The 23,820-nt window shown below is 60.8% G+C and carries 21 protein-coding genes; 1 reads left to right on the forward strand and 20 read right to left on the reverse strand.

Annotation, left to right across the window (positions count from 1 at the left end; all coding sequences use genetic code 11):
• Positions 1-76: 76 nt before the first annotated feature.
• The 13 genes from DWV20_RS03410 to DWV20_RS03470 all read right to left on the reverse strand — a co-directional run bounded on the left by DWV20_RS03410 (position 77) and on the right by DWV20_RS03470 (position 12,477).
• A complete protein-coding gene (locus tag DWV20_RS03410; protein ID WP_118256396.1) occupies positions 77-703 on the reverse strand; it encodes a histidine phosphatase family protein in 627 nt (208 codons plus the stop codon).
• A gap of 39 nt (positions 704-742) precedes the next feature.
• A complete protein-coding gene (locus DWV20_RS03415; protein WP_118256397.1) occupies positions 743-1,897 on the reverse strand; it encodes a cation diffusion facilitator family transporter in 1,155 nt (384 codons plus the stop codon).
• Between the two features lie 150 nt (positions 1,898-2,047).
• A complete protein-coding gene (locus tag DWV20_RS03420) occupies positions 2,048-3,262 on the reverse strand; it encodes a PTS fructose transporter subunit IIB (protein WP_118256398.1) in 1,215 nt (404 codons plus the stop codon).
• 40 nt (positions 3,263-3,302) lie between these two features.
• Positions 3,303-5,027, reverse strand: coding sequence for an acetyl-CoA carboxylase, carboxyltransferase subunit beta (gene accD, locus DWV20_RS03425; protein ID WP_118256399.1), 1,725 nt, complete (start codon positions 5,025-5,027; stop codon positions 3,303-3,305).
• The gene (locus DWV20_RS03430; RefSeq protein ID WP_118256400.1) at positions 5,014-6,357 is read right to left on the reverse strand and encodes an acetyl/propionyl/methylcrotonyl-CoA carboxylase subunit alpha; all 1,344 of its coding nucleotides are present in this window, start codon (positions 6,355-6,357) and stop codon (positions 5,014-5,016) included. The genes accD and DWV20_RS03430 overlap by 14 nt, the downstream gene beginning before the upstream one ends.
• Before the next feature lie 10 nt (positions 6,358-6,367).
• Positions 6,368-6,790 (reverse strand): 3-hydroxyacyl-ACP dehydratase FabZ, encoded by a 423-nt coding sequence (gene fabZ, locus DWV20_RS03435; RefSeq protein ID WP_099432064.1) that lies wholly within the window; start codon positions 6,788-6,790, stop codon positions 6,368-6,370.
• A gap of 9 nt (positions 6,791-6,799) precedes the next feature.
• Positions 6,800-7,273, reverse strand: coding sequence for an acetyl-CoA carboxylase biotin carboxyl carrier protein (gene accB, locus DWV20_RS03440; RefSeq protein ID WP_117629227.1), 474 nt, complete (start codon positions 7,271-7,273; stop codon positions 6,800-6,802).
• 3 nt (positions 7,274-7,276) lie between these two features.
• Positions 7,277-8,524 carry a beta-ketoacyl-ACP synthase II gene (fabF, locus tag DWV20_RS03445; RefSeq protein WP_118256401.1) on the reverse strand — a complete coding sequence of 416 codons (1,248 nt, stop codon included), beginning with the start codon at positions 8,522-8,524 and terminating at the stop codon, positions 7,277-7,279.
• A 39-nt stretch (positions 8,525-8,563) separates the two neighbouring features.
• Positions 8,564-9,337 (reverse strand): 3-oxoacyl-[acyl-carrier-protein] reductase, encoded by a 774-nt coding sequence (gene fabG, locus DWV20_RS03450; protein ID WP_118256402.1) that lies wholly within the window; start codon positions 9,335-9,337, stop codon positions 8,564-8,566.
• Positions 9,338-9,367: 30 nt separating this feature from the next.
• Positions 9,368-10,294, reverse strand: coding sequence for an ACP S-malonyltransferase (locus DWV20_RS03455; protein WP_118256403.1), 927 nt, complete (start codon positions 10,292-10,294; stop codon positions 9,368-9,370).
• Positions 10,282-11,226: an enoyl-[acyl-carrier-protein] reductase FabK gene (fabK, locus tag DWV20_RS03460; protein ID WP_117862226.1), complete on the reverse strand. Its 945-nt coding sequence runs from the start codon at positions 11,224-11,226 to the stop codon at positions 10,282-10,284. Before fabK ends, DWV20_RS03455 begins: the two co-directional genes overlap by 13 nt.
• A 2-nt stretch (positions 11,227-11,228) precedes the next feature.
• Positions 11,229-11,465 (reverse strand): acyl carrier protein, encoded by a 237-nt coding sequence (locus tag DWV20_RS03465; protein WP_055285196.1) that lies wholly within the window; start codon positions 11,463-11,465, stop codon positions 11,229-11,231.
• A gap of 52 nt (positions 11,466-11,517) precedes the next feature.
• Positions 11,518-12,477, reverse strand: a complete 960-nt coding sequence (locus tag DWV20_RS03470) for a 3-oxoacyl-ACP synthase III family protein (RefSeq protein ID WP_118256404.1) — start codon at positions 12,475-12,477, stop codon at positions 11,518-11,520.
• 176 nt (positions 12,478-12,653) lie between these two features.
• Between DWV20_RS03470 and DWV20_RS03475 the strand changes: the two genes are divergently transcribed.
• Entirely contained in the window at positions 12,654-13,430 is a 777-nt protein-coding gene (locus DWV20_RS03475) for a biotin--[acetyl-CoA-carboxylase] ligase (protein WP_158566306.1), read from the forward strand.
• 116 nt (positions 13,431-13,546) lie between these two features.
• Here DWV20_RS03475 and rpsJ read toward each other — a convergent pair whose 3' ends face one another.
• The 7 genes from rpsJ to DWV20_RS03510 all read right to left on the reverse strand — a co-directional run bounded on the left by rpsJ (position 13,547) and on the right by DWV20_RS03510 (position 23,816).
• Positions 13,547-13,855: a 30S ribosomal protein S10 gene (gene rpsJ, locus DWV20_RS03480; protein ID WP_022094184.1), complete on the reverse strand. Its 309-nt coding sequence runs from the start codon at positions 13,853-13,855 to the stop codon at positions 13,547-13,549.
• A gap of 60 nt (positions 13,856-13,915) precedes the next feature.
• On the reverse strand, positions 13,916-16,015 hold the full coding sequence (gene fusA, locus DWV20_RS03485) for an elongation factor G (RefSeq protein WP_022094183.1): 2,100 nt from the start codon (positions 16,013-16,015) through the stop codon (positions 13,916-13,918).
• A 20-nt stretch (positions 16,016-16,035) separates the two neighbouring features.
• Positions 16,036-16,509, reverse strand: coding sequence for a 30S ribosomal protein S7 (gene rpsG / locus DWV20_RS03490; RefSeq protein ID WP_118256406.1), 474 nt, complete (start codon positions 16,507-16,509; stop codon positions 16,036-16,038).
• A 73-nt stretch (positions 16,510-16,582) separates the two neighbouring features.
• On the reverse strand, positions 16,583-16,960 hold the full coding sequence (gene rpsL / locus DWV20_RS03495; RefSeq protein WP_006235012.1) for a 30S ribosomal protein S12: 378 nt from the start codon (positions 16,958-16,960) through the stop codon (positions 16,583-16,585).
• A 449-nt stretch (positions 16,961-17,409) separates the two neighbouring features.
• On the reverse strand, positions 17,410-18,486 hold the full coding sequence (locus DWV20_RS03500) for a DUF4179 domain-containing protein (protein WP_118256407.1): 1,077 nt from the start codon (positions 18,484-18,486) through the stop codon (positions 17,410-17,412).
• Positions 18,437-18,955 carry an RNA polymerase sigma factor gene (locus DWV20_RS03505; protein WP_233539765.1) on the reverse strand — a complete coding sequence of 173 codons (519 nt, stop codon included), beginning with the start codon at positions 18,953-18,955 and terminating at the stop codon, positions 18,437-18,439. The genes DWV20_RS03500 and DWV20_RS03505 overlap by 50 nt, the downstream gene beginning before the upstream one ends.
• A 385-nt stretch (positions 18,956-19,340) precedes the next feature.
• Positions 19,341-23,816 (reverse strand): DNA-directed RNA polymerase subunit beta', encoded by a 4,476-nt coding sequence (locus tag DWV20_RS03510; RefSeq protein WP_199581779.1) that lies wholly within the window; start codon positions 23,814-23,816, stop codon positions 19,341-19,343.
• Positions 23,817-23,820 lie beyond the last annotated feature (4 nt).

Genomic DNA, 23,820 nt, shown 5'->3' on the forward strand with positions numbered 1-23,820 from the left:
ATATGTCTCAGGCCCGCCCCCTCCGCCGCACACTGGGAACGCCACGTTGATGTCTGCTAAACCTTGCTCGCTCAGGCTAATGACTTTGTTGGGGGTCCACTATTTGCTGGAGGGTGAACTTACATTGATGAGGCTCGCCTTCTGCTTGTAGCTTTGCCTCATCGAAATTGAAGATCATGATGGCGCAGTTGGGGAGTTTTGTTGGGAGTTCGAAGTCCTCTGGGGCTGCAGCCTTGATGAATTGGCGGCTGGCGCTGCCATGGCTTACTGCTAGAAGGGTTTCGATACCATCGACGTCCATGATATTGGTGAGGGTGTCTATCATGCGCCCTTGCAGTGCCTGGCTTCCTTCTCCTCCGAATGGGATTAAGTCCTCGCCTGGATCCCAGACGTCGGTGGGTAGCGCGTCGTGCGGGCCCTCTTCGAAGGTGCCGTAGCAGCGCTCGATAATGCCTTCGCAGGGCTCAACGTCAGCGTCTGCGCCGAGAAGCTCGGTTGCGACGAGCTGAGCTGTGTCCATGGCTCGGTCTAGAGGCGAAGAGACCACTTTATCGGGGACGACGCCGTGGCCCTTGAGCCATGCGGCTGCCATTCCCGCTTGTTTGCGGCCCAGGTCGGTCAACGGTGAATCGCAGCGGCCCTGGACCAGCTTTTTGACGTTGAACTCCGTCTGACCGTGGCGGAGTAGGTATAGGCGCTTCATGCTCTCCCCTTCTGCATCAGTTGCTTTATCGGCTCGGCCCTACTCGTGGGTATGGCCGACATAGTCTTCGTCGATCGTGATCTTGGCAATCGACTTGGGATATTCGGATTCGACACGTTTCGCCAACGCGTGCTTTAGGTCCTCGGCGCTCATCGCCAAATCCGAGGGACGTACGCAGTCAAAGATCACGTTGGTATGCGTGGGACCCGGAACACAGCGCAGGTCGTGAATCGAAAGGCGGCTATCGATCTCTTGAGCCATAGCGTTGATGCGCAGACGCATGCTCGCCACTTTGGGGTCGTCGGTCACGATGGGATCGTAATGGAGCGTGACGATCATTCCGTCTTCGTTTCTAAACGACTGCTCGATGTTATCGAGCGTGTCGTGACATTCCAGCGGGCTGGCCTCGGCTGCCATCTCGGCATGCGCGCTTGCGAACTTCCTGCCCGGGCCGTAGTCGTGAACCATCAGGTCGTGGACGCCCAAAACGCCGGGGTAGCTCATGATCTTGTCTCGAATGTGCTTGACCAGCTTAGGATCGGGCGCCTGGCCCAAAAGCGGGCTCACCGTATCCTGGATGAGTTCAAAGCCGCTCCAGCCAATATAGGCGCCAACGGCAAGGCCGACCCATGCATCAAGATTGATGTGCGTCACCTGCGAAACAATTGCGCACGCCAGCACAGCACCCGTGGCTAGGACATCGTTCTTTGAGTCCTGAGCGGTCGCATGCAGCGTCTCGGACTCAATACGATCGCCGAGCTTTTGGTTGAGGGCCGCCATCCACAGCTTAACGACCATCGAAAGCACAAGGACTGCCACCAGGGCAAGCGAGAACTCGACAGGTTCGGGGTGGATGATGCGCTCCACCGAGGACTTTACCAGTTCGAGGCCAATGAGCAGCACGAGCGCCGCCACGACTAGACCAGAGAGGTACTCGTAGCGACCGTGGCCGTAAGGATGCTCGGGGTCGGCGGGCTTACTCGCCAGCTTAAAGCCCAGCACGCTCACGATGTTTGAGCTTGCGTCGGATAAGTTGTTCATAGCGTCCGCCACGATCGAAACCAATCCCGACAGCACGCCAATTGCACCCTTCGCAGCACATAGCGCCACATTGGCGAGAATACACACCACGCCCGTCAACGTGCCCACGCGCGCACGGTCGCCCTGCGCACGCTTAACAATCCACTCGACCATCTATATCCGCCCCCACGGTACTACCTATATATCTATTGCTCAAACGGATTGTAGTGTAGCCACTTTGTCCTCCAGATACAAAAAGGCCGCAGCCCACACGGACCACGGCCTTGGAATGTGGCAAAGGAATCGTCCTTGTGTCGCACAGGTTTATGCGTTTGCCTCGGCCACGCTCTTCGAGGTTTCGGGCAAATCGGCTCCGTCCCCCGTCACCTGCTCCTTCGCCGGCACCACGCCAAAGCAGTAGCTCAGCGCCGCAGACACCGCAAATGCCGTGCCACCGGCAGCGCAGCACCACAGCAGGTTCGAAATGCCGCCCGTGGCAAAGCCAATGACCATAAGGACATTCGTCATGCCGATGGTATAGGCCGTAACGTAGCCCACGGCCGCAACAAGGCCTCCGACGGCGCCGCCAATGGCCATGCATGTCAGACACCTGCCATATTTAAAGCCGCAGCCGTACAGCGCCGGCTCGCTTACGCCGCCAAGCACGCCCGAGATCGAATAGCCCAGCATGAGCGCCTTCTCGTCCTTATCCGCAACGCGGAGCGACGCGCCAAAGGGCATACCCCAAACGGCGAACGTTGCCATCGTCGCGGCGATCAGGATGCACGAATCCGTTCCCACACTCATAAACTGCGCATAGGCGAGCGATAGGACAACGTTGCTGACACCCGCGATCTTAAGAAACTCCCAGCCCGCGGCAAGCCCCATGAGCGTGAGCAGCGACACGATGCCACCGGAATTGCCAAGCATAAACATAAGCTGTCCCAACAGCATGCCCAGATAGCTGCCTGCCGGCGCCGTAACACACAGCGACACCGGAACCATGACAAGCATGGTTGCAAACGGTACAAAAGAAAACGCCACAGCCTGAGGGATAGTGCGCTTAAAGAAACGCTCCACCTGCCATAGCACGGGCACCGAGATGAGAACCGGAATAACAGTCGTCGTGTAATCGTTGACCGGCGCGGGAAGTAGACCATACACGAAAGTCATCGATGCCCCCGTCGTCGATGCGGCATCAACGAGCTTAAGCAGATCGGGCACAATCAATACGCCGCCCAGCATCATGCCCAGCTGCTCCGAGCAACCGAGCTGGCGGGCAGCGGCCCAACCAAGATAGATGGGCAAAAAGTAATAGCCGGCGTTATACAGCCAGCTGTAAAACAGGCGATAGATTTCGGAATCGGCAGGCCATAGACCAAGCATGCCTTCGCCCATAATGACGGCAACGGTGCGGAACAGCGCCGCGCAGACAATAAACGGCAACGCCGACATCATGCTTTTGGACAGATAGTCCACCACGGCCATGGCGTTTGATGAAACCGTCGTTGTAAACGAGGTGTTAGAAACTTGTGACATGGAACGCCTTTCCCAATGTGACATGCGGACTGTCCCTTTGTCACATCGTGCGGTACTGACCGATTGCGCGGTACTTTTCGTAGCGGAGGTTTGTGAGGGTCGCGGCGTCGAGCTGCCCAAGCGTATCGAAGGCATCAAATGCCGAGGACATGACGACACCGGCGATCTCCTCATGCGACAGGCCCCTATCGTCAACAATGCCGTCGATGATGCCGAGCGCCAACAGATCGGGGGCCGTGAGCTTAAGCGCCTCAGCGGCCTCATTCGCGCGCTCGGTATCCTTCCACAGGATCGACGCACAGGCCTCGGGGCTCACGACCGAATAGGCCGAGCTCGAGAGCATCAGGATGCGGTCGGCCACGGACAGCGCCAGCGCGCCACCAGAGCCGCCCTCGCCTGTCACCACCGAGACAATCGGCGTCTTAAGGCCGCTCATCTCCATGAGATTCTGGGCAATCGCCTCGCCCTGGCCGCGCTCCTCGGCACCGATGCCGCAAAACGCGCCCGAAGTATCAACCAGGCACAGAACCGGCCGACCAAATTTCTCGGCTTGGTGCATCAGGCGACGTGCCTTGCGGTAGCCCTCGGGATGTGCCATACCAAAGTTGCGACGCATGCGCTCTTTGGTCGTGGTACCGCGCTCGATGGCGATAACCGTCACGGGTCGCCCGTCTTTCCAGCCGATGCCGCCCACCACGGCAGCATCGTCGCCAAAGTAGCGGTCGCCGTGCAGCTCTACGAATCCGTCGAGACCCAACGAGATCATCTCGCCTGCCGTGGCGCGGTTCGCCGAGCGAGTCTGTTTGACGATTTCGAGCGCGCTTTTTGGTGCGGCCGAGCGCTTAAACAAGTGTCCCAGCTTTTTGTCGCGACGACCCGTATGCACGATCTCATGCGGTGCCCCCAGGCCGGGCGCGTGCCCTTCGTGCAGCGCCAGCAGCTCGCCTACCGTGAGCGCAATCTCACCACGCGGAACAACGGCATCGCAAAAGCCGTGCTCCAGCAAAAACTCGGAACGCTGGAATCCCTTGGGCAGACGCTTGTGCATGTTCTGCTCGATCACGCGCGGGCCGGCAAATGCTGTCAGGGCATCGGGCTCGGCCAGGATAATGTCGCCCTCCATGGCAAAGCTCGCGGTTACGCCTCCGGTCGTGGGGTCGGTGAGCACCGTGATGTACAGGCCGCCCGCCTCGCTGTGGCGCCTAACCGCCGCAGAAATCTTGGCCATCTGCATGAGCGAGGTCACGCCCTCCTGCATGCGGGCGCCGCCCGATACGGTAAAGCCAACGACCGGCAGCCCCAACTCGGCCGCGCGCTCAAAGACACGACAGATCTTCTCGCCCACCACGGAGCCCATTGAGCCCATCATAAAGTTGGCATCCATAAAGAAGAGCGCGGTATCGCAGCCGCAGATTTTGCCCCTGCCGCACACAACGGCATCGCGCTCGCCCGAACGCTCGCTCACGCTCTTAAGCTTGTCGGCATAACCGGGAAACGAGAGGAAGTCCTTCGACGCCAGATTGGCATCCCATTCCTCAAAGGTACCCGCGTCGACCGTCATGCGCATGCGCGCGCGACCGCTCACGCGAAAGTGTTTGCCGCAACGAGGGCAGACCTCGAGGTTGTCGTGCAGGCGCGCCTCATCGATCACACGGCGGCACTCCGGGCATTTGACAAACACGTGGCGCGCGGGGAACTCGGCGCACGACTCGGTTATCGGCCCCTCAAGGACATTGACCGTCTTCGCTTTTCTATTCATCAGCATAGAGATGCCCCATCAGATCGGTGTGATACATGCCCGACAAAAACTCGTCGTTTGCCAGCACGTCGAGCTGAAGCTCGCTATTTTCGCTCACGCCCTCAATCACGAGCTCGCCCAGGGCCGAGCGCATCTTGCGAATGGCACCGTCACGCGTGGGCGCGCACACGATGAGCTTGCCGAGCATGGAGTCGTAGTACGGCGGAACTTTCGCTCCGGTAAACATGGCGGAATCCCAGCGCACGCGCGGACCACCCGGCACACGCAACGCGGTGACCGTTCCACATGACGGTAGAAAGTCCGGCGTTTCGGCATTGATGCGGCACTCCATGGCGTGGTTGCGGACCGGTACGTCCTCCTGCTCAAAGGGCAGAGGCTGGCCGGCAGCCACGCGCAGCTGCCACTTAACCAGGTCGGTATCGGTCACAAACTCCGTAACCGGATGCTCCACCTGCAAGCGCGTGTTCATTTCCATAAAGTAGAAATTGCCGTCATCTGAGTACAAAAACTCGATGGTGCCAGCGCCCTCATAGCCAACGGCACGAGCCAGGTCGCGCGCGGCCTTGTGCATGCGCGCGCGAATATCATCGCGTCCGTCGAGGCACGGCGCGGGGCTCTCCTCGATCAGCTTTTGGTTGCGGCGCTGCACCGAGCACTCGCGCTCGCCGAGCGAAAACACATGGCCCTGCTTATCGGCCATAATCTGTACCTCAACGTGATGCGCCGGCGCAACGAACTTCTCCATGTAGCACTCGCCGTCGCCAAAAACGGCCTCACCCTCGGCACGCGCCTCGCTGAACGCCTTTGCCGCATCTTCCACGCGCTCGACCTTGCGAATACCGCGACCGCCGCCGCCCGCGCGCGCCTTAATAAGCACGGGGCAGCCGATGCGCTCGGCCTCGGCCGTTGCTTCCTCGGGGCTTTTGAGCAAATCGCAGCCCGGCACGATGGGCACGCCCGCAGCAGCGGCCGTTCGGCGTGCGGCGTCCTTGTCGCCCATGCTGTCGATCACCTCGGCCGAAGGACCGACAAACGCCAGACCGAACTTGTCGCAGTCGCGCACGAAGCTCGACTTCTCGGAAAAGAAGCCATAGCCGGGATGAATTGCCTTAGCTCCCGACTTTACGGCACAGGTGAGCACGGCATCGTCGTTGAGGTAGCTCTCGGCAAGACGCGGGCCGCCGATGCAATACGCCTCGTCGGCAAGCTGCACGTGTAGCGCGTCCGCATCGGCCGTGGAATAAACGGCGACGGTCTTGATGCCCATATCGCGGCACGCGCGGATAACACGGACCGCGACTTCGCCGCGGTTGGCGATGAGCACTTTGTCGAACATGGAGCCTTCCTTAACTTTCGTGCATGAGTGCAAAAGACATATCGGCGCGGCAGCAAACCTCACCGTTGACGCTCGCAGTACCCGTCGCAAAGCGGAACGGCCCGCGCGCACGCGTGATGGAGCACACTAGATCCACCGTGTCGCCCGGGCGCACCGGACGCTTAAAGCGCACCTTGTCCAGACTCGTGTAGAACGGCGTCGCGCCGCGCGCCTCCTCATCGCCCATCAGCAGTACGCAGCAGTTCTGGGCGAGCATCTCGCACTGAATCACGCCGGGAACGACCGGGTTTCCCGGAAAATGTCCCTGCAAAAAGTACTCGTCGCCTGTAATCGTGATCTTGCCGTGGGCCTCGTCGCCCACCAGCTCGGCTTCGTCGAGCAAAAGCATCGGCTCGCGATGCGGTAACAGCTTCTTGAGCTCTTCTTTGTTCATGGATATCACCTATCCGATCCTCATGAGGCAGCTGCCAAACTCCACGAGGTCGCCGTCGGCCACGCAGATCTCGAGCACCTCACCGTCTGCCTCGGCCGTCACCTCGTTGAGAACCTTCATGGCCTCGATGATGCAGAGGGTCTCGCCGGCCTTGACCTTGGAGCCCACGCGCACAAATGGCTCGTCGCCCGGCGCAGGGGCAGCATAGAAGACGCCCACCATGGGAGCAGTCACCTCGGTGCCCTTGGGCTCCGGCGCGGCGGCAGGTGTCTGCGTGGCGGGTTCCGGTGCGGCAGGCGCGACTGTGGGAGCTGCAACTTGAGCGGCCATGGCGCTCGGCATAGGCATGGGCACGGCAACCGGCTGCGCCACACTCGCGCGCTCGAGTTCGACCGCGGTGCCATCGGGCTCCTCAACACGTACGCGCGTGAGGCCGCGGTCCTCCATCACATCGGCTATCTCGGCAAGTCTTTTGGAATCCATGCTCTAGCTCCTCGTATATCTACGCAGCGCGATGGCGGCGTTGTGCCCGCCAAAGCCCAGGTTGGTCGAAAGCGCCCAGGTAAGGTCGGCGCGAACCGCTCGATTGGGCGTGTAATCAAGATCGCAGGCGGAATCGGGCGTGTGGTAGTTAATGGTCGGCGGCACCACGCCCTGCTCGAGTGCCATGGCGCAGGCCATGACCTCGATGGCCCCCGTGGCACCGATCATGTGCCCCGTCATCGACTTGGTCGACGAGACATGTGCGGCGCGCGCCGCGTCCTCGCCGAGCGCTCGCTTAATGCCCGCCGTCTCGGACGAATCATTAAGCTTGGTCGAGGTGCCGTGGGCATTGATGTAGAGGCCCTCGGAAGGCTTGACGTCGCCCTCGGCCACCGCCAGCGATATCGCGCGGGCAATGCCGGCAGCCTCGGGATCGGGACTCGTGATGTGATAAGCATCATCGGTGTTGCCGTAGCCCACGACCTCGGCATAAATGTGCGCACCGCGCGCCTGCGCATGTTCCATGCTCTCGAGTACCAGCACGCAAGCGCCCTCGCCCATCACAAAGCCGTCGCGGTCTGCATCGAACGGGCGGCAAGCCGTCGCAGGATCGGGGTTGGTGGTCAATGCGCGGCAGGACGTAAAGCCCGCAACGGCATCGGGGATAATTGCGGCCTCGGCGCCGCCCGCGAGGATCGCGTCGGCATAGCCGTGCTTGATGGCGCGGAACGCCTCACCCACCGCATGGGCAGAAGTCGCGCAGGCAGTCACGACGGGTAGGGTCGGGCCCTTTGCCTTATGGCGAATCGCGATGTTGCCCGAAGCCATGTTGGGAATCATCATCGCGATCATGTAAGGCGATGCGCGACGAGGCCCCCGATCGGCGATCGCGTGGACGTTGTCGACGAGTGTCTGCATGCCGCCCACACCCGAGCCCACGTAGACGCCCAGGCGCTCTCGATCGATGGCGCCTTCGACATCAAAGCCCGCATCGTGCATGGCCTCGTCCGAAGCCGCCATCGCAAACTGAACGCAGGGGTCGAGATGCTTGGCGTCGCGCTTGCCAAAGTACTCGTTGCCGTCAAAGCCCTTGACCTCGGCCGCCACCTTGACAGCAAACGCATCCGTATCGAAGTGCGTGATCGGGCCGATACCGCACGTGCCGGCGCACATAGCCGCCCAGGTGGCAAGCGCGGTGTTGCCGAGCGGCGATACGGCACCGATGCCGGTGATTGCAACTCTCTGTTCCATCATGGTCTCCTCATCCAAGCCGTTCTTCGGCCCTGATTTCTACATCGCCATTCCGCCGTCGACGCGTATGACTTCACCCGTAATGTAGGCAGCCGCATCGCTCGCCAAAAAGCGCACCACGCCGGCCACTTCCTCGGGGCGCGCCATGCGCTTAAGGGGAATCTGCTCCTCGGTTGCCGCGCGAACCTTCTCCGAGAGCTTTGACGTCATATCCGTCTCGACAAACCCCGGGGCGACCGCGTTCACTCGTACGCCGCGGGGTGCAAGCTCGCGCGCTACCGCCTTGGTCAGGCCAATCACGCCCGCCTTGGAGGCAGCGTAATTAGCCTGTCCGGCGTTGCCCATCAGGCCCACAACCGAGCTCATGTTGACGACGCAGCCGCCACGCTGGCGCATAAAGGTCTTAGTGAGCGCGCGCGTCATGTTAAACGTTCCTTTAAGATTGACATCGAGCACGCGATCGAAGGCGTCATCGCCCATGCGCATGAGCAGGCCATCGCGGGTGATGCCAGCGTTGTTGACAAGCGCCCAAATGGACCCAAAGTCGTTGAGGACCGCTTCCACGCACGCGTTGACGGCAGCGGGATCGGCCACGTCGCATTGATATGCGCGCACCGTGGCGCCAGACGCCTCGCAGGCTTCGCACGTCTCGCGCGCCGCATCGACGCTGCCGGCATAGACGACGGCGATATCAAAGCCGTCCTCCGCCAGACCGACAGCGCAGGCGCGGCCGATACCCCGCGAGCCGCCCGTGACCAGTGCCACGCGACGTGAGTCGTTGCGCTCGAGCGCGCCGTTGTTCAAGTTGCCCATGTCATTCCTTTCGGGTTTCAGCCCTATGGACTATGCGAGCTCGTCGGCAATAGCTGCGACCTGCTCGGCCGTTTCGCACGAATACACGCGAACGTCGCTCAGCGTACGCTTGACCAGGCCCGACAGCGTTTTGCCGGGGCCGACCTCAATAAACGTGTCGATGCCTTGATCCTGCAGAGCATGCAGCGCGTCGACCCAGCGCACGGCATGACTCACCTGGTTGGCCAGCACCTCCGATGCCGTCTGCGGGTCGGCCGGATAGGGCGCCGCCGTCATATTTGCCATGACCGGAATCAGCAAAGGGGACGGGGCGTGCCCGGCTTGGATATACGTCGCCAGTCCCTCAGTCGCCTCGGCCATATAGGGGCTATGGAATGCACCCGACACTGCGACCTTCATGGCGCGACCGCCAGCCTCTTTCACTAGAACGTCGAGCTCCTGCAGCGCCTCGGGCGCTCCGGCCACAACCGTCTGCTGGGGGCTGTTGTAGTTGACCGGCCAGCAGTCCTCGCCGGCCTGTTTTGCCAAGCCCTCGACCTGCGCCGCATCGAGTTTGATGACGGCGCGCATGCCGCCGGGGTGACGCTCGGCCGCCGTGGCCATCAATGCCGCGCGCTCACATACGAGCTCAAAACCCGCTCGCGTATCGAATGCCCCCGCAAAGGTGAGTGCAGCGACCTCGCCCAGCGAGAATCCCGCACAGGCGGCAGGCACCACGCCGCGCTCGCGCAGGGCGACGGCGACAGCCAAGTCGTGCACGAACACGCAAGGCTGCGTGTTCTCGGTCTGCGAGAGCTCCTCCTTGGAGGCGCTCCGGCACTGCTCGCTGGTCCCCGGGCGCACCTCGTCGGCAATGGCGAACACCTCGGCAGCCGCCGGCGATGCTTCGATGAGGTCGACGCCCATCGCGGGGTGCTGGGCACCCTGACCGGCAAACAGAAACGCTACGCTACCCATGCGGACGCACCCTTCAGGACATGCTCGGCGCCGCCGACCAGATCGTCGACGATTTCGCGAGCGCTCTGGCGCTCGTTGACCATGCCGGCAATCTGTCCGCACAAATACGAACCCTCTTCGTAATTACCGTCCTTTGCCGCCTTGCGAAGCGCACCCGTGCCCATGGCCCCGAGCTCCTCGGGACTTGCGCCCGCCGCCTCGTTCTTGGCATACGCGTTGGTGAAGGGGCTCTTGAGGGCACGAACCGGATGTCCCGTCGAGCGACCGGTCGCGCGCGTCGACGTGTCGCCTGCCTTGAGCACCAGCTCTTTGTACTGTTCGGATACGGTGCACTCGTTTGCGACCAGAAAGCGTGTTCCCACCTGGACGCCGGCAGCGCCGAGCATAAAGGCGGCCGCCACACCGCGGCCATCGGCGATACCGCCAGCCGCGACCACGGGAATATCGACCGCATCGACAACCTGCGGCACCAGTGCCATCGTCGAGGTCTCGCCAATATGGCCGCCTGATTCGGTGCCTTCGGCAACCACGGCGGTGGCCCCGCGACGCGCCACGAGACGCGCCAGCGCCACCGAGGCAACGACCGGGATGACCTTGATGCCCGCCTCGTTCCACGCCTTCATGTACTTGGTGGGATTGCCGGCGCCGGTCACCACAACGGGCACCCGTTCATCAATCACCACTTGTGCGACCTCGTCGACAAACGGGCTCATGAGCATAACGTTGACGCCAAAGGGCTTATCCGTCTTGGCGCGCAGCTCGTGAATCTGATCGCGCAGCCAGTTGGCATCGGCATTCATGGCCGCGATAATGCCTAAGCCGCCTGCCTCGGACACGGCCGATGCCAGCGAGGCGTCAGCAATCCAGGCCATGCCGCCCTGGAACACAGGCTTTTCGATGCCGAGCAGATCGCAGAGAGGAGACTTGAGCATCACTACTTCTCCAATGCCGCCTCGACCGTATCGACGAACTCGCCGACCGTCTTGGGGTTCTCCTCGGTATCGAGCTCAATGCCAAACTCGTCCTCGACGGCAACGAGGATCTCGACGGTACCCAGGCTGTCGAGGCCAATCTCCTCGAGCGTGGACTCGGGCTTCATCTCGACATCGTCAAGGCCGGCGGTCTCGCGGATAACGTCGCAAACGCGCTCGAAGGTCTTCTGATCTGCCATGGTAGTTCTCCTTTGTTTGTGCCCCAGGGGCGTTTTCATTTCCTATGTGCAGCTACTTCCAGCGAAGTAGATAGCCACCTACATCCAAGCCGGCGCCAAATCCAACGAGGGCGATGGTGTCGCCCGCATTCAGTGCGTTGGTGCGCGCCAGCCGATCAAGCGCAAAGGGAATGCAGGCGCTCGAAATATTGCCGGTTTCACGCAACGTTCGGACCACACAGTCGTCCGGCACACCTAAGCGCTTGACCGCCTGGCTCAGGATTCGTTCGTTAGCCTGATGGAATACAAAATGATCGATGTCTTCGACCGCAATGCTCGCATCGCTCGCAAGCTTATGGACCATGTCGCAGATGGCATTGACGCCGAACTTGAACACACGACGACCGTTCATGGACAGCACGCTTTCGCGGTCCTGCGCTGTCTTATACGGCGAGGAGCCCGCCAATCCGGGGACGCGCAGTGTTTCGGCGTCAGGCGACGTCGAAAGCTCAACGGCGAGGGGATTCTCTCCCCCAGCCTCTATGACCGCAGCACCCGCGCCATCACCAAAGAGCACGCACGTGGCACGGTCGGTCCAGTCGAGCGCGCGCGTCATCTGCTCGGCAGCAACGATAAGCACGCGCCTGGCACGACCGCGGGCGATATAGCCCTCGGCGACATCGAGCGCAAATACGAAGCCGGCACAAGCCGCCGAAACGTCGAAGGCAGGACATGTGGCACCCAGGCGCTCAGCAACGGCGCACGCTTCGGCGGGAACGAGATGATCGCCCGTCGTCGTCGAACAGACGATAAGATCCAGCTGACTCGCATCGACTCCGGACGTCTGGAGCGCTTGCTCGCTCGCTGCCACGGCAAGGTCGTCGAGCGACTCGGTGGTGCACACATGGCGGCTCTTGATGCCCGTGCGGGTAAAAATCCACTCATCCGAGGTATCGAGGAACTCGGACAGCTCGTCATTGGAAACTCTGCGCTTGGGAAGCGCCGAGCCTGTTCCAAGAATCGTGAAACCCATCACTAACCTCCTTTGAGTTGTTGACGTGTTTACATCGACCAAGAGAGGATAGCGCATTCTTCGCTTTGTTGACGTGTTAACATTAAATTGTCCAAATGCGACAAAGGCTTCACATTGTGTCTATCTCTCGACACCATTGCGTCATTCACTTATTCATTAAGGAGGTAGCAGCCGCTATGGATGCCCAATTAACGATAGTCGACGTAACCGGATCGACCAACGATGACCTGCTCGAGGCAGGAAAACAGGGAGCGCCGCACGGCACGGGGCTTGCCGCCCGCGCGCAAACGGCAGGACGCGGCCGACGCGGCCACAAGTGGGATTCAACCGCCGGCAACCTGTTGCTCTCGATTGTCCTACGTCCTCGTGTTAATCCCGCCAAGTACTCTGGCCTTGCCGCCGTCAGCGGCCTAGCGGTGCTCGAGGCGCTCGAGGCGCAAGGTCTTGCTAACGAGATCGGCCTCAAATGGCCCAACGACCTCGTCGCACGAGGACATAAGCTCGGCGGCATCTTGGTCGAGGCGGCTCGTGACAACGAGGGCAAGCCCTTTGCCGTCTGCGGCATTGGCGTCAATGTGAACTATGTGCCCTCGGAGGTTCCCGATGGCGGCCTGCCGGCAATCGGTCTGTCAGACCTCAACGAGAATGTTCCCACCGTCGATGTCCTACTCAAGGAGGTCTATCACACCGTCGTAAACGCTGTGGACGCGTGGGCAGATCTGCTCAACGCCATGGAAGAAGACGCTGGTCCGATCGCGCCCGTCCACGATGATTATGTCGCTCATCTCAATTGGATTGGGGAGCAAGTTATCGCCCGTTCCCCTGCCGGTGACGAGCTGGCACGTGGCATCTTTCAAACGGTCGATACCTTTGGTCGCGCGTGCATCGAGACGGAAGACGGCTTGCGATCCTTCCATTTTGAGGAGGCATCGCTGCGTTCCATGGGTAAATAAGGCGCCACAGCCACCCGCTCGACAGCATTACCCGGTCCCCCAAGGCCATCATGCAAAACAAAAGAGCCCCGCTACCGTAATGGCAGCGGGGCTCTGTAAGCTATGAGCGATATCGCTTAGAGCTTGATGTCGATGTCGACGCCAGCGGGGAGGTCGAGACGCATGAGCGAATCAACGGTGCCCGAGGTGGGGTCGAGGATGTCGATGAGGCGCTTGTGGGTGCGCATCTCGAACTGCTCACGGGAGTCCTTGTTCACGTGCGGCGAGCGGATAACCGTGTACAGGTTACGCTCGGTGGGCAGGGGGACAGGACCGGAAACGCGAGCACCGGTCTTCTGAGCGGTCTCGACGATGAGCTTCGCGGACTGATCGACGACCTCGTGATCATAGCCCTTGAGGCGAATGCGGATCTTCTGGGTAGCCAACTTAAACCTCCAAAGAGTGCGAGAGATGCTCTCGCGGATTACGTAACAGGGAGCTCGAACTTAGGCGTTCTTGCTCATGACCTCGTCCACGATGGACTTGGGCGCGGGCTCATAAGAGTCGAACTGCATCGTGTAGGATGCACGGCCCTGGGTCTGGGAGCGAAGGTCGGTAGCGTAACCGAACATCTCGCCCAGCGGCACCTTGGCACGGATGAGCTTGCTGTTCTTGCGATCCTCCATGCCCTCGATCTTGCCGCGGCGACCGGAGAGGTTGCCCATAACGTCGCCCATGTACTGCTCGGGGGTCTCGACCTCGACAGCCATGATCGGCTCGAGCAGCTGCGGATCGGACTTCTTGAGAGCGTCCTTGATAGCCATGGAACCGGCGATCTTGAAGGCGGCCTCGGAGGAGTCGACCTCGTGGTAAGAACCGTCGAACAGGGTGACCTTAACGTCGAGGACCGGGAAGCCGGCGATAACACCGGTGTTCAGGGCCTCCTGGATGCCCTTGTCGATGGACGGGATGTACTCCTTGGGCACGACGCCGCCGACGATAGCGTTGACGAACTCGTAGCCGAAGCCCTCCTCCATCTTCTCGAGCTTGATGACGGCGTGGCCGTACTGACCGCGACCGCCGGACTGACGGACGAACTTGCCCTCAGCCTTCTCGACGTCGTGACCGGCGGTCTCGCGGTAGGCAACCTGGGGCTTACCGACGTTAGCGTCAACCTTGAACTCGCGGAGCAGACGGTCGACGATGATCTCGAGGTGCAGCTCGCCCATGCCGGCGATGATGGTCTGGCCGGTCTCGTGGTTGGTGGACACCTGGAAGGTCGGGTCCTCCTCGGCGAGCTTGGTCAGAGCCAGGGACATCTTGTCCTGCTCGGCCTTGGTCTTGGGCTCGATGGCAACGTCAATAACGGGCTTAGCGAACTCAATCTTCTCGAGGACGATCTCCTTGCCCTCGGCGCACAGGGTGTCACCGGTGGTGGAGTTCTTGAAGCCGACGCAAGCGACGATGTCGCCGGCGGCAGCGTCGTCACGGTCGATACGCTCGGCGGCATTCATCTCGAGGATGCGGCCGAGGCGCTCGCGCTGACCGTTGGAAGCGTTGACAACGTAGGAGCCGGACTCGGCGCGGCCGGAGTAAACGCGGACGTAGGTGAGCTTACCGACGAACGGGTCGGTCATGATCTTGAAGACCAGGCCGGAGAAGGGCTCGTCGAAGGAAGGATGACGCTGGATCTCCTCGCCGGTGTCCGGATCGGTACCGGTGACGGCCTCAACGTCGAGCGGGCTGGGCAGGTAGTCGACGACAGCGTCGAGCAGCTCCTGAACGCCCTTGTTCTTGTAGGCGGAGCCCACGAAGACGAGGTTGAGCTCGTTGGCCAGAACGCCCTTGCGCAGAGCAGCCTTGAGCTCCTCGACGGTGAAGTCCTCCTCCATGAGGATCTTCTCCATGAGCTCGTCATCAAAGCTGGCAGCAGCGTCGAGGAGCTCCTCGCGCTTGGTGGCAGCGATGTCGGCAAACTCAGCCGGGATCTCGTCCATCGGCTCGGGGTAGGTCATGCCCTTCTCGTCGGCCTTGAAGTCCCATGCAGTCATGGTAACGAGGTCGATGACGCCCCAGAAGTTGTCCTCGGCGCCCATCGGGACCTGAGCGGCCACGGCGTTGGCGTCGAGACGATCCTTCATGGTCTCGATAGCGTTGAAGAAGTCAGCGCCCACGCGGTCATACTTGTTGATGAAGGCGATGCGGGGAACGTTGAAGGTAGAAGCCTGACGCCAAACGGTCTCAGACTGGGGCTGGACGCCGGCAACGGCGTCGAAGACGGCGACAGCGCCATCGAGGACGCGCAGGCAGCGCTCGACCTCGGCGGTGAAGTCAACGTGGCCCGGGGTGTCGATGATCTGGATGCGGTAGTCCTTACCGTCCTTGTTCCAGAAGCACGTAGTGGCAGCGGAGGTAATGGTTACGCCGCGCTCCTGCTCCTGAACCATCCAGTCCATGGTGGCAGCGCCCTCATGGACCTCACCGATCTTGTGGGTCTTACCGGTGTAGTAAAGAATACGCTCGGTCGTGGTGGTCTTACCGGCATCGATGTGAGCCATGATGCCGATGTTACGGGTATCGGAAAGCTTGTACTTAGGCTTAGCCATGTTAGTTCCTTACCTTAAACTTACCAACGATAGTGAGAGAACGCGCGGTTGGCCTCGGCCATCTTGAAGACGTCCTCACGCTTCTTGACGGAAGCGCCAAGACCGTTGGAGGCGTCGAGGATCTCGTTAGCGAGACGCTCGGCCATGGTCTTCTCCTTGCGAGCGCGGGAGAAGTTGACGATCCAGCGGATGCCCAGAGCGGTGGAACGACGGGAGTTGACCTCCATCGGGACCTGATAGGTAGCGCCACCGACACGCTTGGGCTTAACCTCGAGCGTGGGCTTGACGTTGTCCATAGCCTTCTTGAAGGTAGCGAGAGCGTCGCTACCCTCGGACTTCTCGGCAACGATCTCGAAAGCGGTGTAAACGATGCGCTCAGCGGTGGCCTTCTTGCCGTCAAGAAGGACCTTGTTGATGAGCTGAGTCACCAGGCGGTTGTTGTAAACGGCGTCAGGCTGAACCTCACGACGATTAGCTGCTGCACGACGCGGCATGTGAAATCTCCTTAAGTGTCAACCGTGCGGCGCTTAGGCGGCACACGGCGAAAGTATCAAAACGTTATCTGGCTTATTTGGCCTTGGGGCGCTTAGCACCGTACTTGGAGCGGGCCTGCATACGGTTCTGGACCGGAGCAGCGTCGTAGGCGCCACGGATGACGTGATAACGGACACCAGGGAGGTCACGGACACGACCGCCGCGGACGAGCACGATGGAGTGCTCCTGCAGGTTGTGGCCCTCACCCGGGATGTAAGCAGTAACTTCGATGCCGTTGACAAGGCGAACACGGGCAACCTTACGAAGAGCCGAGTTCGGCTTCTTGGGGCTCGTGGTGAAGACGCGGGTGCACACGCCGCGCTTCTGGGAGTTGTGCTGCAGAGCAGCGTTCTTGGACTTCTTGGGCACGGAACGACGGCCCTGGCGAACCAGCTGGTTAATAGTAGGCAAAGCGTACTCCTTCTCGAATGATTCCAGCTTTCTGTAAAGTGCAACGGCTTGAATCGAGGGGTCAGCATCCCCCTACGAAACACGCAGTTCGATAGGATACGTGCCGTTAGCTGTGCCGTCAACAGACCACGCCGCCGGGCGTATCCCAAAATAGCTATATTTCCGCAAAGCCTCCATAAAAGGAATCTCCTCCTGCGCATAAGGGCGGATTCCCGGGCCGGGCGGCCCTGGCTTAAGTTTGCTGCTCTACAGTCCTGGCTCGCACGGAGAGCACATTAAGTGCTCTCCGGCTCGTGCGGAACTCGCGACAAACTTAACCCCGCGCCGCCCGGGCCGGGGATCCGACGCGCTCGTCGGGGCAACGTTACCTGCCAAAACGGGACAGGTTTGTTTTGGCAGGTTTTATCTGGGAAAAGGCCGCTTCCCCTAGTGGGAAGCGGCCTCAAGCCTTACGAGTAGACGATGGTAAAGGGTTCTTCCGTTTGAGTCTCCCCTGTTGATGTGCACCTCGTTCCCTCAAGGGTTACCGATACAACCTGATCGACATTGATGAGCCTTGTCGGAACCCAGATGTTCTCTCCGCTATTGCGTGCCATCGAAACATAGAAGTTGTACGCCCCTGCGTCGTCATCTTCGATAATCTGCTCCGATCCATCCTTGTAGCTGACGGTCAGTTTATGATCAACTGCTTCATAGCCCAGATCATCGATGTGCGTCTGGATGGAAAACGGGCTGATCTCGAGAGGCGAGTCGTCGGAGCGGAGCTCCTTTGTATCGACGTGCGCTCCGACGTTAAACTCTGGCGTCGATACCTCGATCACCTTCGCATCCTCACCTTTGCCCTCCGTCCAACTGATATTCCAGGTGACCGCATGTCGTAAATCTCGATCGCGATTCCAAGATGCAAAGTACATCGTGCCGTTAATGACCGTGTCGCTTGATGTGTCTTTATCAATGGTGCAGCGTGTATCAGCCCATTCCTCGCCGAAGTTCATGCTGGGTGTACTGACGCCCCCTTCTTCTTCACCATAGAGAACAAGTTCGCCAAGCTCTGCCGCCGGCTTGTAGTAGTTAACGCCATTCGGATTGGACAATGTAAACGTCACAGCACCGCAACCGTTCTCGTCGATTGCCATCTCATGAATGTCGAGCGTATAGCCGTTGCCCTCGACGGACAGATTGACCTTCTGGACTGCACCCTCCAGGCTTTGGGGCGCGATACCATCACCAAACTCTCTGGTGTAGGTATATTTCGTCCCCGACGAGCCGCCATTTGTCCAGGTAACGGACTCTCCGTTGCCATGGTTTCCCCAGGCAGAGGCAAAATAACTGGAATTGACAACAGCGTAGGCGACCCCTCCGGTCGCCAGCACTCCGGCAAGGCATCCGATTACGGCAACATAGAGAGGCTTCGCGTGGCCCTTTCGATGAAGCGGCTCACCCGCAGCAGCATCAATAACACGGTCGGCAAGATCGCTATCGGCTTGGATGGACTCGAAGGCCTGCTTGATTTGATTGGATTTCACGGCCGCCCTCCTCTAGGATGAATTTGAGCTTCGATCTACCGCGAGCTAAACGCGTTCTAACGGTCGCGGCTGGCACATGCAATAACTCGGCAATCTCTGAAGTCGAGAAGCCCAGATAGTAATAGAGCACGATGGGGATACGGAATCGTTCCGGAAGCCGCATGACGTCCGACAGGACGGCCTTAGTCTCGTCCTGCGCCGCCAAGAGCGAATCGGTCAGATTCTCGATATCCTCCACGCGCCTCCACGGTTTTCGAAAGAGAGACTTGCATTCATTGATCGTGACCCGGATAAGCCAGCGGCGAAGATGTTCCCAACTTTCAAAGTGTCCATCGCTTTTAAGCAACTTAAGAAAGACATCTTGGGCAATATCGTCGGCATCGGCGCGATCGCGCAGGTACGTCAAGGCGATCCGAAACACGACATCACGGTGGTCTTCAACCGCCTGTCTAAAAGCTTGTTCTTCCATAATCACCTCCCGGTGACGCTGATGGTTCTTGATGAGGTCCTCACCATAGATACGCTTTGGCCGAACGAAATGTTTCAAATCCAAGCAGGAAAAACCTACCAAAATAAACCTGTCCCTTATTGGCAAAAGGAATCCCCTTCTGTGCGCGGGGGCGGATTCCCGGAACGGGCGGCCCGCTGTTTAAGTTTGCTGCTCTACAGTCCTGCACAAGACGGAAAGCACATTAAGTGCTTTCCTTTGCGTGCGGAACTCGCGACAAACTTTAACAGCGGGCCGCCCGTTCCGGGAATCCGACGTGCTCGTCGGGGCAACGTTCCTCACCAAAAAAGACCCGCTCCCCTGTTGGGAAGCGGGTCTTTGGAAGGGCGGTTAACGTACTAGGAAATTATTCCTCGTCGTTGTCCTTGGCCTCTTCGGCGTCGTCGGTGTCCACGAGCTGGTTGAGCAGCTCGTCGAGGGAAGCCATGTCCTCGTTGATCGCGCCGTTGGCGGGAGCCTTCTTGTCGTCGATCGGGGCGCCCAGGAGCTCCTCGTCGGCGTCGGCGTGATGCGTCGGAGCGGAGGTACCCAGCAGGATGTCGTCCGGACCGTCGGGGCTAAAGACCATCTGCAGCAGCTGCGAGAGGTCTTCCTCGTCGGCAACGTCGTCGTTGTTCTCGAGGATGTAGAGCAGGTCGTGGGCCTCGAGGCCGTCACGGAGCTCCTCGATCGCCTTGGCGCCGATGCCATCGATGCGCAGCAGATCCTCCTCGGACTTGCCAACCAGGTCGCCGACCGTCTCGATGCCAACCTCGCTGAACTTGTTGGTCCAGCGCTGCGACACGCCCAGGTCGTCGAACAGGTACAGACGAGCCTTCTCGGCGGAGATGGTGTGGCCGTTGCGGGTGAACGAACCGTCAGCACCACCGAACTCGTCGTAGCCGGCCCAGTCGAGCTGCTGCGGGAGCTGCTCGTCCAGGTCCTTGAGCTCCACAGGAGCCCACTCGGGCAGCGACTTGGCGTTGGGCGAAGCCGGGCCGTCGATGTCCACGTAGCCGTCGGCCGTGCGATACGTCAGCTTGGCGTTGGCGTACGGCTTGAGGCCGGTACCAGCCGGGATCTTCTTACCGACGATGACGTTGGACTTAAGGTCGAGCAGGTGGTCGACCTTGCCCTCGATGGCAGCCTCGGTAAGGACGCCAGCGGTACGGATGAACGAAGCGCTCGACAGCCAGGAGTCGATGTTGGACGCGACCTTGAGCGTACCCAGGATGACGGGCTCGGCCACAGGAGCCTGACCGCCCAGACGGGCAACGCGCTCGACCTCGTCGGCAAACTCGTAGCGGTCGACGTACTGACCAAGCAGGTACTTGGAGTCGCCGGGGTTGGTGATCTGAACGCGACGCAGCATCTGGCGTGCGAGCACCTCGATGTGCTTGTCGTTCAGGTCGACGCCCTGGCTGGTGTAGACGTCCTTGACGCTCTCGACGAAGGTGTGCATCGTCGACTCGATGTCGGTCAGCTTGCGCAGGTTGCGGAAGTTGACGAAGCCCTTGGTGATCTGGTCGCCAGCGCGAACCTCGCAGCCGTCCTCGATCTCGGGCATGAAGCGCACCGAAGCGGGGACGCGACGCTCGTCGAGGACACGGGTGTGATCCTCGGAGTCGGTGAGCGTCAGCACGTACTCGGACTTCTCGGGCTTAATCGAGAGGTGACCAGAGTACGGAGCCAGCTCGGCCTCGCGACCCAGGATCTTCTCGTTGACGTTGCCGACGATATCGAACATACGGCTGACCGTAGGCAGACCCTGCGTAATATCGTCGACGCCAGCGACGCCGCCGGAGTGAATGGTACGCATCGTAAGCTGCGTACCGGGCTCGCCGATGGACTGGGCGGCAATAATGCCGACCGCGGTACCGATGGCGACCGGACGACGGGTGGAAAGATCCCAGCCGTAGCACTTCTGGCACACGCCGTACTTGGAGCGGCAGGTGAGCAGCGCGCGAAGCTTTACCTTCTTAAGGCCGGCATCGACCATCTTCTGGATGTCAGCGACCTTCTCGATGTAGTCGTCCTGCTCAAAGAGCACGGTGCCATCGGGAGCCACGACGTCCTCAATGAAGCAACGGCCGACGAGGTCGGTGTTGAGGTCGGTGGTGCCGGGGATGATGAGGTTGTAGGTGACGCCCTCGTGCGTACCGCAGTCCTCCTCGCGGACGATGACGTCCTGGGCCACGTCGACCAGACGACGGGTCAGGTAACCAGAGTCCGAGGTGTGGGATGCGGTATCGACCAGGCCCTTACGGGCGCCGTAGGTCGAAATGAAGTACTCGAGCGGCAGCAGGCCCTCGCGGAAGTTCGCCTTAATGGGAAGGTCGATCGTCTCGCCGGACATGTCTGCCATCAGGCCACGCATGCCGCCGAGCTGACGCAGCTGGGTCTTAGAACCACGGGCGCCGGAGTCGGCCATCATGTAGAGCGGGTTCTCCTCGTCGAACAAGTCGAGCATGAGCGCTGCAACCTTATCGGTACAAGCGGTCCACTCGTTAACGACTTCGATGTGGCGCTCCGTCTCGTTGATGAAGCCCTCCTCGAAGTACTCGTTGATCTGGTCGACGTTGGCCTGGGCGCGATCGAGCAGCTCCTGCTTCTCGGCAGGGATGAGAGCGTCCCACACCGAGATGGTGAGGCCGGCGCGGGTAGCGTAGTGGAAGCCGGAGTACTTGATGGCGTCGAGGATCGGGCCGACCTTGGCCTCGGGATAGCGATCGCAGCAGTCCGCAACCAGCTTGGCCACGTCGCCCTTGACCATCTTGTAGTTCATGAACTCGTAGTCTTCGGGCAGGCACTGGCGGTTGAAGATGATGCGGCCGATAGAGGTCTCGAAGCGCGCGGTCTTGTTGCCGGTGACGTCGTAGTCGACAAACTCGTTCTTGCCGTTCTTGACGCGGAAGATACGGGTGCCGTCCTCGTTGATGACATTGGCGTCGGCAGCGGACACGCGGACCTGAATCTTGGCCTGCATGTCGACCTCGGAGCGGCAGTCATAGGCGTGCAGCGCGTCGTCGAAGCTGGCGAACACGTGGTTCTCGCCCGGCAGACCGTCGCGGACCTGGGTCAGGTAGTACACACCGATGATCATGTCCTGCGAGGGGATGTTAACCGGCTTGCCGGATGCCGGCGAGCGCAGGTTGTTCGCAGAGAGCATAAGCACGCGAGCCTCGGCCTGAGCCTGGCTGGACAGCGGCACGTGGACGGACATCTGGTCGCCGTCGAAGTCGGCGTTGAAGGGCGAGCAGACCAGCGGATGCAGGTGGATAGCCTTGCCCTCGACCAGCACCGGCTCAAAGGCCTGGATGGACAGACGGTGCAGGGTCGGTGCACGGTTGAGCAGCACGACGCGGCCGTCGATGACCTCTTCGAGGATATCCCACACAAAGGTGGCACCGCGGTCGATAGCGCGCTTGGCGCCCTTGATGTTCTCGACCTTGCCAAGCTCGACCAGGCGCTTCATGACGAAGGGCTTGAAGAGCTCCAGCGCCATGGTCTTGGGCAGACCGCACTGGTGCAGCAGCAGCTTGGGGTCGGTAACGATTACCGAACGGCCGGAGTAGTCGACACGCTTGCCCAGCAGGTTCTGACGGAAACGGCCCTGCTTGCCCTTGAGGGCCTCGGCGAGCGACTTGAGCGGGCGACCGCCACGGCCAGAGACCGGGCGACCACGACGGCCGTTGTCGAACAGGGCGTCCACGGACTCCTGGAGCATGCGCTTCTCGTTGTTCACGATGATCGCAGGGGCGTCCAGGTCGAGCAGGCGCTTGAGTCGGTTGTTACGGTTGATCACGCGACGATACAGATCGTTGAGGTCGGACGCGGCGAAGCGGCCGCCGTCGAGCTGGACCATCGGGCGCAGATCGGGCGGAATGACCGGGATGACGTCCAGGATCATGTTCGCGGGGCTGTTGCCGCCCTTCAGGAAGGCGTCAACGACCTCGAGGCGCTTGACGGCCTTCTCGCGCTTCTGCTTCTGGGAGTCCTCGTCGGCGATGATGGCCTTGAGCTTCTCGGCCTCGGAGGGAAGGTCGATGGCAGCGAGCAGGTCGCGGACGGCCTCGGCACCCATACCACCCTTGAAGTACATGGAGTAGTAACGGGTCATCTCACGGAACAGCGGCTCATCGGAGATGAGGTCGCGCTCGGTGAGCTTCATGAAGGCGTTGAAGGCGTCCGTGCGGAGCTGCTTCTCGTCCTTGCACTCTTCCTCGATGTCGACGATGCCAGAAGCGATCTCCTCGGGGGTCAGCGGCTCCTCGTCGGAGAACTCGTCAAAGTTCTCGGGGTTGCCCTGCTCCTTGAGGGACTCGATCTGGCGGGCGCACTCGGCATCGATCTCTTCCAGATCGGCGGCGAGCTCCTCGCGCAGGTCGTCAGCGTCGGCCTCGCGAGCCTCGTAGTCGACCTCGGTGATGATGTAGCTGGCAAAGTACAGAACCTTCTCGAGGTCCTTGGACTTGATGTCGAGCATACGGCTCATCGGGAAGCTCGTGGGGCTCTTGAAGTACCAGATGTGGGACACGGGAGCGGCGAGCTCGATGTGGCCCATGCGGTCGCGACGCACCTTGGCCGAGGTGACCTCGACGCCGCAGCGCTCGCAGACGATGCCCTTAAAGCGGATGCCCTTGTACTTGCCGCAGGAGCACTCCCAGTCCTTGGCGGGACCGAAGATCTTCTCGCAGAACAGGCCGTCCTTCTCGGGCTTGAGGGTACGGTAATTGATGGTCTCCGGCTTCTTGACCTCACCGTGCGACCAGGAACGGATCTGGTCGGCGGAGGCAAGGGAGATCTTTACCGAGTCAAAATCAGTAGCTTCGAAATCTGCCACAGTC

This window comes from Collinsella sp. AF02-46-1 (genome assembly GCF_003465825.1).
Lineage (GTDB): Bacteria > Actinomycetota > Coriobacteriia > Coriobacteriales > Coriobacteriaceae > Collinsella.